The 16,865-nt window shown below is 61.3% G+C and carries 15 protein-coding genes; 9 read left to right on the top strand and 6 right to left on the bottom strand.

What is annotated here, in order from left to right; genetic code table 11:
- Positions 1–73 precede the first annotated feature (73 nt).
- The 5 genes from ACF8O8_RS13240 to ACF8O8_RS13220 all read left to right on the top strand — a co-directional run bounded on the left by ACF8O8_RS13240 (position 74) and on the right by ACF8O8_RS13220 (position 5,017).
- The gene (locus ACF8O8_RS13240) at positions 74–1,189 is read left to right on the top strand and encodes a branched-chain amino acid ABC transporter substrate-binding protein (protein ID WP_010952299.1); all 1,116 of its coding nucleotides are present in this window, start codon (positions 74–76) and stop codon (positions 1,187–1,189) included.
- Positions 1,190–1,374: 185 nt separating this feature from the next.
- Positions 1,375–2,298, top strand: a complete 924-nt coding sequence (livH, locus tag ACF8O8_RS13235) for a high-affinity branched-chain amino acid ABC transporter permease LivH (RefSeq protein WP_008097482.1) — start codon at positions 1,375–1,377, stop codon at positions 2,296–2,298.
- A complete protein-coding gene (locus ACF8O8_RS13230; RefSeq protein ID WP_010952298.1) occupies positions 2,295–3,551 on the top strand; it encodes a high-affinity branched-chain amino acid ABC transporter permease LivM in 1,257 nt (418 codons plus the stop codon). The genes livH and ACF8O8_RS13230 overlap by 4 nt, the downstream gene beginning before the upstream one ends.
- Positions 3,548–4,315: a high-affinity branched-chain amino acid ABC transporter ATP-binding protein LivG gene (livG, locus tag ACF8O8_RS13225; protein ID WP_350298217.1), complete on the top strand. Its 768-nt coding sequence runs from the start codon at positions 3,548–3,550 to the stop codon at positions 4,313–4,315. The genes ACF8O8_RS13230 and livG overlap by 4 nt, the downstream gene beginning before the upstream one ends.
- Complete coding sequence (locus ACF8O8_RS13220) at positions 4,316–5,017, top strand: ABC transporter ATP-binding protein (RefSeq protein WP_003254879.1); 702 nt, start codon at positions 4,316–4,318, stop codon at positions 5,015–5,017. It abuts the gene before it with no gap.
- Positions 5,018–5,138: 121 nt separating this feature from the next.
- Here ACF8O8_RS13220 and ACF8O8_RS13215 read toward each other — a convergent pair whose 3' ends face one another.
- Positions 5,139–6,440 carry a hypothetical protein gene (locus ACF8O8_RS13215; RefSeq protein ID WP_392509814.1) on the bottom strand — a complete coding sequence of 434 codons (1,302 nt, stop codon included), beginning with the start codon at positions 6,438–6,440 and terminating at the stop codon, positions 5,139–5,141.
- 295 nt (positions 6,441–6,735) lie between these two features.
- Here ACF8O8_RS13215 and ACF8O8_RS13210 point away from each other — a divergent pair, with 295 nt between their 5' ends.
- From ACF8O8_RS13210 to nhaA, 3 genes are all read left to right on the top strand, one after another.
- Positions 6,736–7,410 (top strand): COG3650 family protein, encoded by a 675-nt coding sequence (locus ACF8O8_RS13210; protein ID WP_049588168.1) that lies wholly within the window; start codon positions 6,736–6,738, stop codon positions 7,408–7,410.
- A gap of 103 nt (positions 7,411–7,513) precedes the next feature.
- Complete coding sequence (locus tag ACF8O8_RS13205) at positions 7,514–9,121, top strand: NAD(P)/FAD-dependent oxidoreductase (protein ID WP_010952294.1); 1,608 nt, start codon at positions 7,514–7,516, stop codon at positions 9,119–9,121.
- A 277-nt stretch (positions 9,122–9,398) separates the two neighbouring features.
- Entirely contained in the window at positions 9,399–10,592 is a 1,194-nt protein-coding gene (gene nhaA, locus ACF8O8_RS13200; protein ID WP_392509813.1) for a Na+/H+ antiporter NhaA, read from the top strand.
- 69 nt (positions 10,593–10,661) lie between these two features.
- Here the strand turns inward: nhaA and ACF8O8_RS13195 are convergent, their stop codons facing one another.
- Positions 10,662–11,126 (bottom strand): glycine zipper 2TM domain-containing protein, encoded by a 465-nt coding sequence (locus ACF8O8_RS13195; protein WP_003254883.1) that lies wholly within the window; start codon positions 11,124–11,126, stop codon positions 10,662–10,664.
- A gap of 147 nt (positions 11,127–11,273) precedes the next feature.
- Between ACF8O8_RS13195 and ACF8O8_RS13190 the strand changes: the two genes are divergently transcribed.
- Positions 11,274–11,507: a hypothetical protein gene (locus ACF8O8_RS13190; protein WP_014860076.1), complete on the top strand. Its 234-nt coding sequence runs from the start codon at positions 11,274–11,276 to the stop codon at positions 11,505–11,507.
- A 39-nt stretch (positions 11,508–11,546) separates the two neighbouring features.
- On the opposite strand, the gene pdxH is transcribed toward ACF8O8_RS13190, so the two are convergent.
- The 4 genes from pdxH to ACF8O8_RS13170 form a co-directional block, all read right to left on the bottom strand.
- Positions 11,547–12,194 (bottom strand): pyridoxamine 5'-phosphate oxidase, encoded by a 648-nt coding sequence (gene pdxH, locus ACF8O8_RS13185; RefSeq protein ID WP_010952290.1) that lies wholly within the window; start codon positions 12,192–12,194, stop codon positions 11,547–11,549.
- A 19-nt stretch (positions 12,195–12,213) separates the two neighbouring features.
- Positions 12,214–13,191: an OmpA family protein gene (locus ACF8O8_RS13180; protein WP_049588531.1), complete on the bottom strand. Its 978-nt coding sequence runs from the start codon at positions 13,189–13,191 to the stop codon at positions 12,214–12,216.
- 99 nt (positions 13,192–13,290) lie between these two features.
- On the bottom strand, positions 13,291–14,436 hold the full coding sequence (locus tag ACF8O8_RS13175) for an EstA family serine hydrolase (RefSeq protein ID WP_010952288.1): 1,146 nt from the start codon (positions 14,434–14,436) through the stop codon (positions 13,291–13,293).
- A 133-nt stretch (positions 14,437–14,569) separates the two neighbouring features.
- Positions 14,570–16,804 carry a beta-galactosidase gene (locus ACF8O8_RS13170; protein ID WP_392509812.1) on the bottom strand — a complete coding sequence of 745 codons (2,235 nt, stop codon included), beginning with the start codon at positions 16,802–16,804 and terminating at the stop codon, positions 14,570–14,572.
- Positions 16,805–16,865 lie beyond the last annotated feature (61 nt).

The following is a 16,865-nucleotide window of genomic DNA, read 5'->3' as shown; positions in this document are numbered from 1 at the left end:
GCCGCAAATCCCGCCCGGTCTGTAGCCCTGGCCGCCAGGACTATAAGAATTACAACAGAATGAGTGGAGCACTATGATCAAGATTTCCAAGCTGTTCGCCGCAATGGTACTGGCCGGGGTAGCCAGCCATTCGTTTGCCGCCGATACCATCAAGATCGGCATCGCCGGTCCCAAGACGGGTCCCGTGACCCAGTACGGCGACATGCAGTTCATCGGCGCCAAGCAAGCCATCAAGGATATCAACGCCGCGGGCGGCGTGGATGGCAAGATGCTCGAAGCCAAGGAATACGACGACGCCTGCGACCCTAAACAGGCCGTGGCAGTCGCCAACAAAGTGGTCAACGACGGCGTCAAGTTCGTGGTCGGCCACCTGTGCTCCAGCTCCACCCAGCCAGCGTCCGACATCTACGAGGACGAAGGCGTGATCATGATCACCCCGGCCGCCACCTCACCGGAAATCACCGCCCGTGGCTACAAGCTGATTTTCCGCACCATCGGCCTGGACAGCGCCCAGGGCCCGGCTGCCGGCAACTACATCGCCGACCACGTCAAGCCGAAGGTCGTTGCCGTCCTGCACGACAAGCAGCAGTACGGTGAAGGCATCGCCACCGCCGTCAAGCAGACCCTGGAAAGCAAAGGCACCAAGGTTGCCGTGTTCGAAGGCCTGAACGCGGGTGACAAGGACTTCTCCTCGATCATCCAGAAGCTCAAGCAGAACAACGTCGACTTCGTCTACTACGGCGGCTACCACCCAGAGCTGGGCCTGATCCTGCGCCAGGCTCAGGAAAAAGGCCTGAAAGCCAAGTTCATGGGTCCGGAAGGCGTGGGTAACGACTCCATTTCGCAGATCGCCCAGAACGCCTCCGAAGGCCTGCTGGTCACCCTGCCGAAGTCGTTCGACGCGGACCCGGCGAACAAGAAGATCGTCGACGCCATCAAGGCTGACGGCAAGGACCCAAGCGGCCCGTTCGTATTCCCTGCCTACTCGGCTGTCGAGCTGATCGCTCAAGGCATCAAGAAAGCCGGTTCTGATGATACCGACAAGGTGGCCGAGGCCATCCACAAAGGCACCTTCAAGACCCCGACCGGCGACCTGTCGTTCGACGACAAAGGCGACCTGAAAGACTTCAAGTTCGTGGTCTACGAATGGCACTTCGGCAAGCCGAAGACCGAAGTCTCCCCTCAGTAACTGCGTGACTAATAGCTGACCTACGAGCCCACTGTGCGAGCAGTGGGCTTCGTTTTATGAGGTTCATGGGCCCGATCCCCGCGATCCGGGGGCCGGCTCACCTGAAAATCTTAAAACCGTCACCCGCGGTTTCCTGGCCGTACCCCTGCCAGTGAAATGCAAATCAGGTTTTTAGGAGCGCTGTAATGCCTGAGATCTACCATTTCTTCCAACAACTGGTTAATGGATTGACCATCGGCAGCACCTATGCCTTGATCGCCATCGGCTACACGATGGTGTACGGCATCATTGGCATGATCAACTTCGCCCACGGCGAGGTGTACATGATCGGTTCCTACGTGGCCTTCATCGCCCTGGCGGGCCTGGCCATGATGGGTATCCATTCGCTGCCGATCCTGATGACCGTCGCCTTCGTCGCGACGATCTTCGTCACCAGTGCCTATGGCTACAGTATCGAACGGGTTGCCTACCGCCCCCTGCGCAACAGCAACCGTCTGATCCCGCTGATTTCTGCCATCGGCATGTCGATCTTCCTGCAGAACACGGTCTTGCTTTCGCAGGACTCCAAGGACAAGTCCATCCCCAACCTGATCCCCGGGAGTTTCTCCTTCGGGCCAGGCGGTGCTGAAGAAGTACTGATCAGCTACATGCAAATCCTGGTGTTCGTCGTCACCCTGGTGGCCATGACCCTGCTCACCCTGTTCATCTCTCGTTCCCGCCTGGGCCGCGCCTGCCGCGCCTGCGCCGAGGACATCAAGATGGCCAACCTGCTGGGCATCAACACCAACAACATCATCGCCCTCACCTTCGTCATCGGTGCCGCCCTGGCTGCCGTGGCGGCCGTGCTGCTGAGCATGCAGTACGGGGTGATCAACCCCAACGCCGGTTTCCTGGTGGGCCTGAAGGCTTTCACCGCGGCGGTACTGGGTGGCATCGGCAGCATCCCGGGCGCCATGCTCGGCGGGCTGGTGCTGGGCGTGGCCGAAGCGTTCGGTGCCGATATCTTCGGCGACCAGTACAAGGACGTGGTGGCATTCGGCTTGTTGGTTCTTGTCCTGCTATTCCGGCCGACCGGCATTCTGGGCCGCCCGGAGGTTGAAAAAGTATGAACAGAAATCTCAAACAGGCGTTCTTCAGCGCCTTGCTGGTCTGGGCCGTGGCCTTCCCGGTACTGGGCCTGAAACTGAGCATCGACGGCATCAGCCTGGTCGTGCACAGTCAGGGCTCGTTCACCATCAGCATCATCGCCGTGTGTTCCGTGCTGATGTTCCTGCGCGTGCTGTTCGACAAGCAGTGGAGTTCGGTGATGGGCCGCCGATCGGATCGCAAGCTGATCCCCCCGGCAGTCAGCAACTACCTCACCCTGCCCAAGACCCAGCGCTATGTCATCATCGGGTTGATCGTGGTGGCACTGGTATGGCCGTTCTTCGGCTCTCGTGGTGCGGTCGACATTGCCACGCTGATCCTGATCTACGTGTTGCTGGGCCTGGGCCTGAATATCGTGGTCGGTCTGGCGGGCCTGCTCGACCTCGGCTACGTGGGCTTCTATGCCGTCGGTGCCTACAGCTACGCCATGCTCTCGCATTACCTGGGCTGGAGCTTCTGGGTGTGCCTGCCGATTGCCGGCCTGATGGCTGCCACGTTCGGCTTCCTGCTCGGCTTCCCGGTGCTGCGCCTGCGTGGTGACTACCTGGCGATCGTGACCCTCGGTTTCGGTGAGATCATCCGCCTGTTCCTGCGTAACCTCACCGACTGGACCGGCGGCCCCAACGGCATCAGCAACATCCCCAAGCCGGAGTTCTTCGGCCTGACCTTCGAACGCCGTGCGGCCGAGGGCATGCAGACCTTCCACGAGTTCTTCGGGCTGCAATACAACTCGATCAACAAGGTCATCTTCCTGTACCTGGTGGCCCTGCTGCTGGCCCTGCTGGCGTTGTTCGTGATCAACCGCCTGCTGCGCATGCCGATCGGCCGTGCCTGGGAAGCCCTGCGTGAAGACGAGATCGCCTGCCGTGCTCTGGGCCTGAACCCGACCGTGATCAAGCTCTCGGCATTCACCCTGGGTGCCTGCTTCGCCGGCTTCGCCGGCAGCTTCTTCGCCGCGCGCCAAGGCCTGGTGACGCCGGAGTCGTTCACCTTCATCGAGTCGGCGATCATCCTCGCCATCGTCGTGCTGGGTGGCATGGGTTCACAACTGGGCGTGATTCTCGCGGCCATCGTGATGATCCTGCTGCCTGAGCTGATGCGTGAGTTCAGCGAATACCGCATGCTGATGTTCGGTGCGCTGATGGTGTTGATGATGATCTGGCGTCCGCAAGGCCTGCTGCCTATGCAACGTCCACACATGGAGCTGCGTCGATGAGCCGCGAAATTCTGCAAGTCAGCGGCCTGAGCATGCGCTTCGGCGGCTTGTTGGCGGTCAACGGCGTGGCCCTGACCGTCAAAGAAAAACAGGTGGTGGCATTGATCGGCCCGAACGGCGCCGGCAAGACCACCGTGTTCAACTGCCTGACCGGCTTCTACAAGCCCAGCGGCGGCACCATCCTGCTCGATGGCCAGCCGATTCAGGGCCTGGCCGGCCACCAGATCGCCCGCAAGGGCGTGGTGCGGACCTTCCAGAACGTGCGGCTGTTCAAGGAAATGACCGCACTGGAAAACCTGCTGATCGCCCAGCACCGCCACCTCAACACCAACTTCTTCGCCGGCCTGTTCAAGACCCCGAGCTTCCGCCGCAGCGAGAAGGAGGCCATGGAACGCGCGCAGTACTGGCTGGAGAAGGTCAACCTGACCGAGTTCGCCAACCGTACGGCCGGCACCCTCGCCTACGGGCAGCAACGCCGCCTCGAAATTGCCCGCTGCATGATGACCCAGCCACGCATCATCATGCTCGATGAACCGGCAGCCGGCCTGAACCCGAAGGAAACCGAAGACCTCAAGGCTCTGATCGCCTACCTGCGTGAGTCGCACAACGTCACCGTGCTGCTGATCGAGCACGACATGAAGCTGGTGATGAGCATTTCCGACCATATCGTGGTGATCAACCAGGGTACCCCCCTGGCCGACGGCACGCCGGAAGAGATCCGCGACAACCCTGACGTGATCAAAGCCTACCTGGGGGAAGCGTAAATGCTGAAGTTCGAAAACGTTTCCACTTTCTACGGCAAGATCCAGGCGTTGCACAGCGTCAACGTGGAGATCAACCAGGGCGAGATCGTCACCCTGATCGGCGCCAACGGTGCCGGCAAGTCGACCTTGCTGATGACCCTGTGCGGTTCGCCGCAGGCGCACAGCGGCAGCATCAAGTATCTGGGGGAAGAACTGGTCGGCCAGCCGTCCTCGCACATCATGCGCAAGAGCATCGCGGTGGTGCCGGAAGGCCGCCGCGTGTTCGCTCGTCTGACGGTCGAGGAAAACCTGGCCATGGGCGGTTTCTTCACCGACAAGGGCGACTATCAGGAGCAACTGGACAAGGTCCTGCAACTGTTCCCGCGCCTGAAAGAGCGTTACATCCAGCGCGGCGGCACCATGTCCGGTGGCGAGCAGCAGATGCTGGCCATCGGCCGGGCGCTGATGAGCAAGCCCAAGCTGCTGCTGCTCGACGAGCCTTCGCTGGGCCTGGCGCCGATCATCATCCAGCAGATCTTCGACATCATCGAACAGCTGCGCCGCGATGGCGTGACGGTGTTCCTGGTGGAGCAGAACGCCAACCAGGCGCTGAAGATCGCTGACCGGGCGTACGTGCTGGAAAACGGCCGGGTGGTGATGCAGGGTACCGGTGAAGCACTGCTGACGGACCCGAAGGTACGCGACGCGTATCTGGGGGGATAGGTATTTAACGTAGAAAGGAGACAACCAACAGGCTCTCCATTGCGCCTGTCACGTTGCCCGACACCTCAATGTTCTGTAGCCGATGCTACCAAGCATTGAGGTCGTCGGTCTCGGTACCACGCTAGTCAAGCTGCGCCGCAAACCCCTTCATAGAACTTAAATTGTTATTGGGACCACTATCGCCAGAAACCAAGATTTTTTGCTCTAAATCGACCTGCAGGCCCTGTAGATATGTGACCGCATCTCCAAAAGGTGCGAGTATCCTCCAGCCCTGCTCGCCAAATGTAGGATCAAGTACCCCTTTGGAATCATATCGAACCAGCAGCACCTGCCGCTGATAACCTGCATTGCGCGTCACTGCACCTCCCGCCACGGCCACCTTGCCATCGGCCATTTCAGCAATCCCGCCCCAAAGGAAGTCAACCTCAACGCCATCAGGCAGCTCAAAGAGCAACGGTTTACCGCCGTTGAAAGACGGCTCCGGCAGGCCGGTTGGATCTATGCGTACCACCATCCCATAGAAGCGCCAGGGATCACGTGCTGCAAGGTAACCACATGCGACGTATCCGCCGTCCGCCATGATCGCCACGTGAGCAAGCTCCATTTGACTCAGCTCTGGATGAGGGATACCTGCGGATACAGAATCGAAAATCGAATAACCTTCCTCACCGAACGTCTTGTCCAGCGAGCCATCGGCCTTGTACCGACAGAAAAATCCGCGCATCCCAACCGACAGGTCGCCCAGTGTGCCAACTACCACAGCGCCCCCGTCTGCAGAAGCGATAACGGCGGGGGCATCTGTGTCCAAAGTCGGATGCTTAACGCTAACAATGCCAGTGCCATTGAACTCAGCATCCAGCGCTCCGTTTGCTAAACAGCGCAGCAACGAGAAATCACCTGCAAAGCGGTTACCCAGAACCCCGTAAAATTTGCCGTCCTTGGCGGGTGTCAATGCGCCCAGCACTGCCGACGAAAAAACAGAATCCTGACGACCGTCATTGTTTCTTCCACGCCCCGCTGAACTTGCACTCATCTTTTCAACTTTGTGGAAGACCGTGCCGGCCTGCCCAAACGACATATCGACCTCACCATTGAGCTTGAAGCGAACCAAGCCCAGCTCCGATGCATTATACAAACCAGCGATTACGCCTCCGTCAGGTTGAGGAATCAACCCTGCAGCGCGCGGAAAATCATCCGTAAAATCAGAAATATTATGGGAGCTGAAACCTCGCAAACCAAACGTCAAATCTGCTGTACCATCATGCTTTACACGCCCTACCATAATCGTTTTACCAAGGCCATCCAGCAAATATCGCTTACCTCCAACGGGGAGAACCAGCGTACTTTTATTGGTGGCCTCGGGAATCGGAAAAGGTACTCGATATTCAATATCAAATCCCGCTACCTGCTTATTCTGACTCATGTTTTATATCCTCTAAAATAATTAATAAAGTCCGCAACCATTCATATGCAGAGGCAAATGATCATCCCTGAAGCAGAAAGCAGCGGGTATAAAATTCTTGCCAATTAAAAACAGCTTGACTACTGACAAATATAACTAATGGCCCAGGGCTATCACTTCATCAAGTATCCGGGCATTCCTGGCCCGACTCGCGCGTCGTTTTCATAGGCCTCAATGGAGATAATGTCACTTGTGGAGTTCGTCCGGTCTCAGTAACGTGGCCAGCTCTTTGGCAAAGATTCCCCGGAGTTCGCCCATGCGCCTAACCCCTACCCTGCTGCTGACCACCCTGCTACCCCTGTTCGGCGGTTGCCAGCTCATGGCTGACGCCCCCAACGACCCGAACATCGGCACCACGCGCATGCAGGGCGAACTGCGTGCCGCCGGTGGCCAGTTGCTGTTCAAGCCGTGCAGCGAAAACCGCACCTTCGTGATCAACGACGTCGCCGCCACCGGCATCCTGCAAGAGGCCGCCAACCTGGCCAAGGATGCCAACGACAAGCTGTTTGCCGATGTCCGAGGGCGCCTTACCGGCAGCAAGCAGGCCACCAACGACGGCCAACTGGAAGTACGCCATCTGTACCGCCTGGAACCTTCCACCCGCGCCTGCGAGGACCCCAACTTCAAACAGCTGACCCTGCGCGCCAACGGCCACGAACCGGGTTGGGACATCAAGGCCAGCGGCAAAGGCATGGTGCTCAACCGCATCGACCAGCCCCCCCTGCCCCTGCCATTCCTGGAAGAAGAAGTGCCCGGCGGTGGCCTGACCCTGACCAGCGAAGCCAACGGCCAGCACGTGGAGCTATGGGCCGCGCCGCAACGCTGTGTAGACAGCGCCACCGGCGCCATCTACCATCTGCGCGCCGAATTGCGCATCGACGGCAAGACCCTGCAAGGCTGCGGTTACTACGGTGGGGCGCGCGACAACTGATCACCGGGCGCTTTTATCCTGCCAGTCGGGGCGTCTAACAGCTTATACTTGGCGGTTTGTGTAAAGCCGCCGGCCGCCCATGGCCGGGATACTGGACCCTGCCATGCTACGAATCACCGAACTGAAGCTGCCCCTGGACCATCCCGACGAAGCGCTGCGCGAAGCCATCGTCCAGCGCCTGGGCATCCGCGACGAGCAACTGCTCAGCTTCAACCTGTTCAAGCGCAGCTACGATGCGCGCAAGAAGAACAGCGAGCTGCTGTTCATCTACACCATCGATCTGGAAGCCAGCAACGAGGCCGAGCTGCTCAGCAAGTTCGCCGATGATCGCAACATCGGCCCGGCCCCAGACGTCACCTACAAGTTCGTCGGCCAGGCCCCGGCAGGCCTGCAGGAGCGCCCGATCGTGGTCGGTTTCGGCCCGTGCGGCATCTTTGCCGGCCTGTTGCTGGCACAAATGGGCTTCAAGCCGATCATCCTCGAACGTGGCAAGGAAGTGCGCCAGCGCACCAAGGACACCTGGGGCCTGTGGCGCAAGAGCGTGCTCAACCCCGAGTCCAACGTGCAGTTCGGTGAAGGCGGCGCCGGTACCTTCTCGGACGGCAAGCTGTACAGCCAGATCAAGGACCCGCAACACCACGGCCGCAAAGTGCTGGAAGAATTCGTCAAGGCCGGTGCGCCAGACGAAATCCTGTACATCAACAAGCCGCACATCGGCACCTTCCGCCTCACCGGCATGGTCGAACAGATGCGCCAGGACATGATCGCCCTGGGGGCCGAAGTGCGCTTCCAGGAGAAGGTCACCGACCTGTTGATCGAAGATGGCCAACTGACCGGTGTAGTGCTTGAAAGCGGCGAGCAGTTGCACTCGCGCCATGTGGTATTGGCCCTGGGCCACAGCGCCCGCGACACCTTCCGCATGCTGCACGCCAAAGGTGTCTACATGGAAGCCAAACCGTTCTCGGTGGGCTTCCGTATCGAGCACCCGCAAACGCTGATCGACAAGGCACGCCTGGGCAAGTATGCCGGCCACCCAAAACTGGGTGCCGCCGACTACAAGCTGGTTTACCACGCCAAGAATGGCCGCTCGGTATACAGCTTCTGCATGTGTCCGGGTGGCACCGTGGTCGCGGCCACCAGCGAGCCAGGGCGAGTCGTCACCAACGGCATGAGCCAGTATTCGCGTAACGAGCGCAACGCCAACTCCGGCATCGTCGTCGGCATCGACCCCGAGCGCGACTACCCGGGTGGCCCGTTGGCCGGTATCGAACTGCAGGAGCGCCTGGAGGCGCACGCCTATGTAATGGGCGGCAGCAACTACCAGGCCCCGGCACAGCTGGTGGGTGATTTTGTCGCCGGCCGGCCCTCGACCGCACTGGGCAGTGTCGAGCCGTCCTACAAGCCGGGCGTGACCTTGGGTGACCTGGCGCCGAGCCTGCCGGACTTCGCCATCGAGGCGATCCGTGAGGCACTGCCGGCGTTCGACCGGCAGATCAAGGGCTATAACCTGCATGATGCGGTGTTGACCGGGATCGAGACGCGTACCTCGTCGCCACTGCGGATTACCCGGGGTGAGGACTACCAGAGCCTGAACATCAAAGGGCTGTTCCCGGCGGGTGAAGGGGCCGGGTACGCGGGCGGGATCCTGTCAGCCGGTGTGGATGGCATTCGCATCGCCGAGGCAGTGGCGCGGGATATGCTCGGCCTCTGACTCTTTAGCGACTGACAGGGCCTCTTCGCGGGTAAACCCGCTCCTACACGGAACAATGGTCCCCTGTAGGAGCGGGTTTACCCGCGAAAGGGCCCGGTCCGGCATCAGACTATTCCAGCACCTACTCCAGACTTCCCCTCCCCCATCCTTCCCCAAATCCATCTAGGCTTGCCCCAGGCCTGTCAGCAACAACATATAACAAAAACGAATATGTCTTTTGTTTGAAAGCATATCTCTACAGGCTAGGGTGTACGCCCGTACCCTGCGTAAACTGCTCATGGAGGGCCTACAGCCCGTGCGTAGCCTGTTTACCCGTTTCTTCCAGCTCGAAGCCGCCAGTGGCCTGCTGTTGATCGCCGCCGCCGTTCTGGCCCTGATCATCAACAACTCGCCACTGTCCTACCTGTACGGCGGCTTGCTCGAGGTACCCGTCGCCGTCCAGGTCGGCGCGCTGAACATCGCCAAGCCATTGCTACTGTGGATCAACGACGGCCTGATGGCCCTGTTCTTCCTGCTCATCGGCCTGGAGGTCAAACGCGAGGTGGTCGACGGTCACCTGTCCAAGCCCTCACAAGTGATTCTGCCTGCCACCGCAGCCGTGGGCGGCATGGTGGTGCCAGCGCTGATCTACTGGTTCATCAACCGTGACAACCCTGCAGCCGTGGCAGGCTGGGCGATCCCTACCGCCACCGACATCGCCTTCGCCCTCGGCGTCCTGGCCCTGCTCGGCAAGCGCGTACCAGTGTCACTGAAGTTGTTCCTGATGACCCTGGCGATCATCGACGACCTGGGTGCGATCATTGTCATCGCCCTGTTCTACTCCGGCACCCTGTCGAGTGTGTCGCTGCTGCTGGCTGCGGCCTGTCTGCTGGTGCTGGTGGCGATGAACCGGCTTGGCGTGATCAAGCTTGGCCCCTACATGATCGTTGGCCTGATCCTGTGGGTTTGTGTGCTCAAGAGTGGCGTGCATGCCACCTTGGCCGGTGTCGCGCTGGCCTTTTGCATCCCGCTGCGTACACGCAATGCTGAATCGTCGCCGCTGCTGGCGCTGGAACATGCCCTGCACCCCTGGGTGGCCTATGCCATCCTGCCAATTTTCGCCTTTGCCAATGCCGGCGTTTCGCTGGCAGGCATGACCGTAGACAGCTTCACCCACCCCGTGCCGATGGGCATCACGATCGGCCTGTTGCTGGGCAAGACCGTGGGGGTTTTCGGCCTGACCTGGGTGGCGGTCAAGCTGCGCCTGGCCGCGCTGCCTGCGGGCGCTGGTTGGGGGCAAATTCTGGGGGTGGCGATACTCTGCGGCATTGGCTTTACCATGAGCCTGTTCGTAGGCTCGCTCGCCTTCGCCCCGGGTAGCAGTGAGTACGCCGGCATGGACCGCATGGGCATTCTTACTGGTTCGTTCTTTGCTGCGGTGATCGGCTACGCCGTCACCGCAATGGCCAGCCGCAAAACCAGCGTTGCCTGACTTGGCTGAAGCATGAAAAAACCCCGACTGGCAGCAGCCATGTCGGGGTTTTGTTTTACTGCGTTACGGTCAGTGCGAAACGCGGCTGGTACCGTCAACTGTCATGATGCGCACGCGCTCGCCAACGCGGAAGACTTCGTTCTCCTGCACGGCCTGTACATAGGCGCGCATGCTGCCATCATCTTCACGAACGGTAATTTCGACACCTTGGGTACGGGTCAAGCCTTCTTCTGCTGCGGAACCCGCCAAGCCACCGGCCACGGCACCGATCACGGCAGCCACGATGCTGCCACGGCCACCGCCCACGGCGCTGCCGGCTACACCGCCCACGATGGCACCAGCACCGCCGCCAATCGGGGTCTTGGTGCCCTCGATCTTGACCGGACGCAGGGATTCGATGGTGCCCATACGCACGGTTTGCACGCGGCGGGCTTCGTCACGGGAGTAGCTGTCACCGGTCAGGCTCGAGGCACAGCCCCCCAGCAGCAGCGACATGGTGGTAAAGGTCGCCACCAGCAAAGCGGATTTACGCATGGGTAAAGTCTCCATAAGTCAGGTGCTCATTAGACGCTGCACATTGACGGCTGTCACGGTACAAACGTAATAAAATTGTTTTCATTCAGCCGGGGTACAGCCTGCCGGGCTGTGTCGAAGGCCTTTCAAGTGAGACCAAGAATAGCCATGGATTACTTCATCGTCGTGGTCACCACCGTTGCGGGACTGTATTTCCACTGGTGGTTGTATGTGCGCATGCGCCGCTGGATGGACCGCGACCTGGCGTTGTCGCTGGCAGGGGCCGATCCTGAAAAACGCGCGTTCATGCTGGAAAGGTTGGCGCAGGCGCGGCAGGAGAAGGTGGGGCGTAAGCAACTGGCGGGGTGGTTGGAGCGCGAGGCGGCAGGTTATCCGGGGTAGCTTGATCAATGGCTGGGGCCGCTTGGCGGCCCCAGTTGCTCAGGGCGCCAGCCGCTCTCGCAGCCACTGCCCGTCCACCAGCCGATAGTTCAAACGATCATGCAGACGACTTGCCCGCCCCTGCCAGAACTCGATGCGCTCGGGCAACAAACGGTATCCCCCCCAATGCTCAGGGCAGTGCGGCTGGGTGTCGGAGAAACGCGCTTCGGTGGCCTTTACCAGGCCCTCCAGCTCTTCACGCCCGGCAATCACGCGGCTCTGTGGCGAAGCCCAGGCCCCCAGGCGACTGCCCAACGGGCGTACCTGGTAGTAGGCATCCGACTCCTGCGCCGTGACCTTCTGCACCCGGCCCTCGATGCGCACCTGACGCTCCAGCGCCGGCCAGAAGAAGGTCATTGCCGCAAAGGGGTTGGCTTGCAGTTGCTGGCCCTTGGCGCTGTCATAGTTAGTGAAGAAGGTGAAACCCTGCTCGTCGAGCCCCTTCAACAGCAATACACGGCAATGCGGGCGACCTTCGCCGTCCACGGTGGCCAAGGTCATGGCGTTGGCTTCTACCGGCACCTGCTCGGTTTTCACCGCATCGGCGAACCACTGGTGGAACAGGGCGAACGGCTCCCCTGGTGCCTGGTCTTCGGCCAGGCCATCACGGGTGTAGTCGCGGCGCATATCGGCCAGGGATTGGGTCATTACTGCGGTTCCTTGACGATCAGTTGGTCTTCGCAGGGCTGTTGGCAGCTACTTTCTTGTCAACGGCAGCTTTCTTGGCAGCAGGCTTGGCCGGCGCAGCTTTTTTCTTGGCTGCAGTCTTCGCAGGCGTTTTGGCCTTGGCTACAGGTTTCTTCGCCGCAGCCTTGACGGCAGGTTTGCCACCAGCGGCCTTGGCAGCGGGTGCCTTGGCATCCTGCACCGCCACCATCGAGGCCGGGGCGGGTGCCGGGGCGGCCTGCTGGTATTTGGCCAGCAGCGCGACCATGGTGTTTTGCGGGGTCAGCAACATTTCCACGCGGCGGTTCAGGGCGCGGCCCTCGGCGCTGTCGTTGGCAGCGCGCGGCATCACCGAACCCATGCCCTTGAGGGTCAGGCGGTCACGCTGCAGGCCGCTGAGGCGGAAGATGGCCGATACCGAAGCGGCGCGCTCCAGGCTGAGCTTCTGGTTGGCAACGGCGGCGCCGCTGCTGTCGGCATGGCCCAGTACCAGCACGGCAGTCTTGGGGTCGCCTTCGACAGTCTTGGCAACGCGGGTAATCGGGCCCAGGGACATGGGCAGCAACATGTTCGGGCGATCAGGATTGTACGAGCTGTCCACCGGCAGGGTTACCGCCAGCACGTTGTCACGACGCTCCAGCTCCAGCTTGCTGTCCTTGATCGCTTCGCGCAGCTTGGGCTCGTATTCGTCCAGCCAGGCCTGCGTGGCCTTCTGATCGATCTTCGGTACCACCGGCCCCTTGGCTTGCTTGTCGTCACCGCCAAACGGCCACCACCAGCGGCTGGAGCTTTCCGATTTGGCATCGGCTTTGGCCACGTTTTCAGTGACGGCTGACTTCACTTCCTGCTCGGCAACCTTGTCCGAACCGAAAGGCCACCAGCTGGAGCCACCTTCCTTGGAGCCGTCCGGGGAGTGACTGGCGCAGCCGGTAACGGCGGTCAGGCACAGGGCGAGTGCTAAGGTTTTATGTGAAGACATCAGCGATACACCATGAAATAGAAAGATATTTTGCCTACGAACTTCAGGCGTTGGCATTGAGAATAGTCAAAGGGGTGTGGCAATACCCGCATTACCCGATCAAAGGCAACTGGCAAGGACGCGTACCAGTTTCTGGGCGCGTGGGTCCATCAGCACATAAGGGCCGAGGGTATTGACCACAAAACCGAAGGCCACATCGTACTCCGGGTCGGCAAAACCGACCGAACCACCGGCACCAGGGTGGCCAAAGGCGCGGGCGCCGAGACCAAAGGTGGCATTGGCCACATCGGGCTGGTCGAGCATGCAGCCCAGGCCGAAACGGGTCTGGGTGAGCAAGGTACGGTCCTGGCCAAGGCTATGCTCGCGGGTCAGCTCATCGAGCAGTTCGGATTCAAGCAGGCTGCCGTCCAGCAGCCCGGCATAGAACCCCGCCAGGCTGCGTGCGTTGCCATGGCCATTGGCCGCTGGCTGCTGCATGCGTCGCCATTCCGGTTTGTTGGTGCTGGTCAGTATCGCGGGCGGGTTGGTAAAGGCACGGGTCGACAGCGCCTCAGGCTCGCGCATGGTCACCTGCAGCAAGCGTTGCGCTGCACTGTCTCCAGCATTGCCCTTGCCACGGGCGATATGCGCCACGCGGTGGAACTCCTCGTCGGCCAGGCCAACATGGAAATCCAGGCCCAATGGGCGGGCGGTGCGGGCCACGATCGAGTCGCCAGGGCCACGGCCGTCGGCACGGCGAATCAGCTCGCCGATCAGCCAGCCAAAGGTGATGGCGGCGTAGCCGTGTTCTGTGCCTGGCGTCCACCACGGAGTCTCGGCTGCCAGGGCATCGACCATGATCTGCCAGTCATACAAGGCTTCAGCCGGCAGCAGCTCACGAATGGCCGGCAAGCCGGCACGGTGGCTGAGCAGCTGACGCAAGGTGATCGACTGCTTACCCGCCTGGGCGAACTCGGGCCAGTAGTTGGCCACCGGGGCATCGAGGGCCAGCTTGCCCTCGCCGACCAACTGCAGGGCGGTAACGGCCGCGAAGGTCTTGGTGCAGGAGAACAGGTTGGCGATGGTATCGCTGTGCCAGGCCTGCTGGCCGTCCTTGTCGGCACTGCCGGCCCACAGGTCAACGACGGTTTCGCCACCCACCTGGATGCACAGCGCGGCGCCACGCTCCTGGGGATCATCGAACAGTGCGGCAAAAGCTTCGCGCACAGCTTCGAACTTCAGCTCATAGTGACCCTGGATCTGCACCCGCTGCTCTCCGTACGACCATATCCAAAAAGGTGTGCATTGTTTCAGTAGTTGGGTGTTTTGCAAACAGGCTTGGGCCAAGTGGTCGCGACACAAGGCCGCTCTCACCTGGGTTGACTGCATCCGCCTGATCTCAGGGGGCCGGTTTTTCCAGCTCGGCACGCAGTTGGTTCATGGTTTGCAGATTGCTTTTGCGCACGGCATCGACAAACCCTGGATAGGGCATATCGGTAATCGCCACCAGCCCGAGGTGGCCGTTCTCACCATCGAGCAGGCGACCGCTGGCCGGTTGGTCGAGGTACTGGAACCAGTGCGCGCCAACGATCATCGGCTGCGCCATGGCGGCCTTGAGGAAGTTTGCGTAGGCCGGGCCGCGATCCTCTTCCCGCGCCAGCTCCAATGGCCCCGGCCAGAACGGCCCGCGATCACGCGAGCCGAACTGGAACTCGGACACCAGCACCGGCTTGTCCAGCTCTGCCAGGCGGGCAAAGTCGTAGCCGTCCTGCGGCTTGAGGGTATAGAAGTTGAAGCTCAGTACATCGCAGAACTCGGCACAGGCCTTGACCGCCTCCGGTGTACTGACCGCATAGCGGCCACCCAGGAGCATGTGATTGGGCGCATGCCATTTCAACGAATCGGAAATGGTCTTGAAGTAGGTCTCGGCAAATACCCGCTGGAAGTGCTGGTAGTCACGTTCGATTTCCGGGTGCTCCGGGTCAGGCAACGGCGCCTCGAAGCCAGGATCTTCCATGAGTTCCCAGGCGGTCAGTTCGATGCCCCAGGCCTTGGACAACCCTTCCTGGTTGCGATACTTGTCGCGCAACTGCTTGAGGAATGCGCGTTTGGCTGGCACGTCGGTGGTCAGGCGCAAGGTGCCGTAGGCCAGGCCATAACGGCTCTTGGGGTCGCTTCCAGGGGCGGCCCAGGCCAGTTCGTTATCGGCGAAGTAGCCGATGAGCCAAGGGTCGTCACGGTGATCACGAGCGGCGATGGCCACGGCACGCTCGGTGGCCATGGCAAAACGCGGGTCGAACGGGTCGGGCATGCGGCCCCACCAGTCCATGCCAGTGCTGATGCTGGCGTAGTCGCCTACGATCGACAGCGGCAAGGTATACGGCATGCGTCTGGCTTGGCCAAGCGCCGGCTCGCTCCAGTTGCCAACGGTGTTGAACCCCCAGGCCTGAAGGCGATCAAGCGCATGCGCCTGCCAGCGGTCGGCATCCAGCACCGGCGGCGCGCAATCGGCTGGCTGGCCCTCCACTGCGGGCCGGCAGGGTTTGCCATAGGTACGCTGCAGGTTGGCGGCGTAGAAGTCGAACCAGCGCCCCTGCTTGAAATTGCGCCCTTGCGACGAGGCATTGCCATCGTCGTTGTTGCTTTCGCCATAGAAAGCGGCCAGTGCATCGCCCTCAGCGGGCAAGGCCTTGAACATGCCTTCGCGCCCGGCGACATAGGTACGCCCGCCGTCTGCCGCCACGGCGTTCACCCCCAGGGAATAGAACGGGTGCCCATCCGGCGTTACCAGGTACCAGCGGCCATCACGCTTTTCAGTGCGAAAGAAACCCTTGGCTGCAAAGGCCGGCCCACCCACCAGACCACCGTAGGCGTCCAGTTTCTGCTTGCCGCGCTCTGCCAACCAGCCCTTGAGCTGTTGCTGTTCACGGGTATCGGCCGCCTTGAGCTGCTCGTCACTGGATACCTTCTCGGGCCAGTTACCGCGAGTCGACTGGCCATAAGCATCAATCAGCTCGTGGTAGGCCGCCCTGTACGCCTGGTCGTCATCCTGGATACCGACACGCTCGATCAGCAGGCTCTGCGCCACCTTGGGGCTGGGGATGCTCAGGCTGACCGAGGTCACCTGCTTGAGGTCGACTGCACCGGCGCTGCTGGTCAAAAGGAGGCGCTGACCACCATGGTTCCAGGGCATCGGCGGGCCGGCGCGCATGCCCTGGTCCAGCGGCGAACTGGCCGTCAGGGGCACCATCACGGTTTGCGCGGGGCCAGCGGGCAGGTCGATACGGCTGGTCAAGACGCGGCCATCGCTGCCTTGCACTGTGACATCCACGGTCAATGCCCAATCCATGGCACTTTGCAGGCGCAAGGTCAGGAACTGCCCGGCGGACCAGTCCCACACCCCGCTCTGCGGGCTCAGGCGCAGGGTCGGCTGCTGGGCCGGGTTGAACACCACACGCCGCAACACCTCGCCCTCGGCCGTCTGTTCCGCGTTGTACTGCGGCATGCCGGCATCCACCGTCGCCACATTGACCACCGAAGCCGGGCGCACGAAGCTGAACAGCGTTTGCTGCCCGGCCAGCAAGGGCGAACTGCACAACAAGGCGAATACGGCGGGCAGGGTGCGGCGGATCATAAGGCTGAGGCTCTCCTTCAGGACCCTGATGGGCCCAAGACGAGTAATGGACAATGCGCCG

Source organism: Pseudomonas sp. TYF_14, from assembly GCF_043105275.1.
Taxonomy (GTDB): Bacteria; Pseudomonadota; Gammaproteobacteria; order Pseudomonadales; family Pseudomonadaceae; genus Aquipseudomonas; species Aquipseudomonas alloputida.
Note: the sequence above shows the minus strand (reverse complement) of the source record. Positions and strands in the feature narration are given on the sequence as shown.

Excerpts from the sequence above, each read along its gene's own strand:
- ACF8O8_RS13170 (WP_392509812.1), bottom strand. The coding sequence starts at position 16,804 with ATGATCCGCCGCACCCTGCCCGCCGTATTCGCCTTGTTGTGCAGTTCG.
- ACF8O8_RS13230 (WP_010952298.1), top strand. The coding sequence starts at position 2,295 with ATGAACAGAAATCTCAAACAGGCGTTCTTCAGCGCCTTGCTGGTCTGG.
- nhaA (WP_392509813.1), top strand. The coding sequence starts at position 9,399 with ATGGAGGGCCTACAGCCCGTGCGTAGCCTGTTTACCCGTTTCTTCCAG.
- ACF8O8_RS13215 (WP_392509814.1), bottom strand. The coding sequence starts at position 6,440 with ATGAGTCAGAATAAGCAGGTAGCGGGATTTGATATTGAATATCGAGTA.
- pdxH (WP_010952290.1), bottom strand. The coding sequence starts at position 12,194 with ATGACCCAATCCCTGGCCGATATGCGCCGCGACTACACCCGTGATGGC.
- ACF8O8_RS13210 (WP_049588168.1), top strand. The coding sequence starts at position 6,736 with ATGCGCCTAACCCCTACCCTGCTGCTGACCACCCTGCTACCCCTGTTC.
- ACF8O8_RS13220 (WP_003254879.1), top strand. The coding sequence starts at position 4,316 with ATGCTGAAGTTCGAAAACGTTTCCACTTTCTACGGCAAGATCCAGGCG.
- ACF8O8_RS13240 (WP_010952299.1), top strand. The coding sequence starts at position 74 with ATGATCAAGATTTCCAAGCTGTTCGCCGCAATGGTACTGGCCGGGGTA.
- livH (WP_008097482.1), top strand. The coding sequence starts at position 1,375 with ATGCCTGAGATCTACCATTTCTTCCAACAACTGGTTAATGGATTGACC.
- livG (WP_350298217.1), top strand. The coding sequence starts at position 3,548 with ATGAGCCGCGAAATTCTGCAAGTCAGCGGCCTGAGCATGCGCTTCGGC.
- ACF8O8_RS13205 (WP_010952294.1), top strand. The coding sequence starts at position 7,514 with ATGCTACGAATCACCGAACTGAAGCTGCCCCTGGACCATCCCGACGAA.
- ACF8O8_RS13190 (WP_014860076.1), top strand. The coding sequence starts at position 11,274 with ATGGATTACTTCATCGTCGTGGTCACCACCGTTGCGGGACTGTATTTC.
- ACF8O8_RS13195 (WP_003254883.1), bottom strand. The coding sequence starts at position 11,126 with ATGCGTAAATCCGCTTTGCTGGTGGCGACCTTTACCACCATGTCGCTG.
- ACF8O8_RS13180 (WP_049588531.1), bottom strand. The coding sequence starts at position 13,191 with ATGTCTTCACATAAAACCTTAGCACTCGCCCTGTGCCTGACCGCCGTT.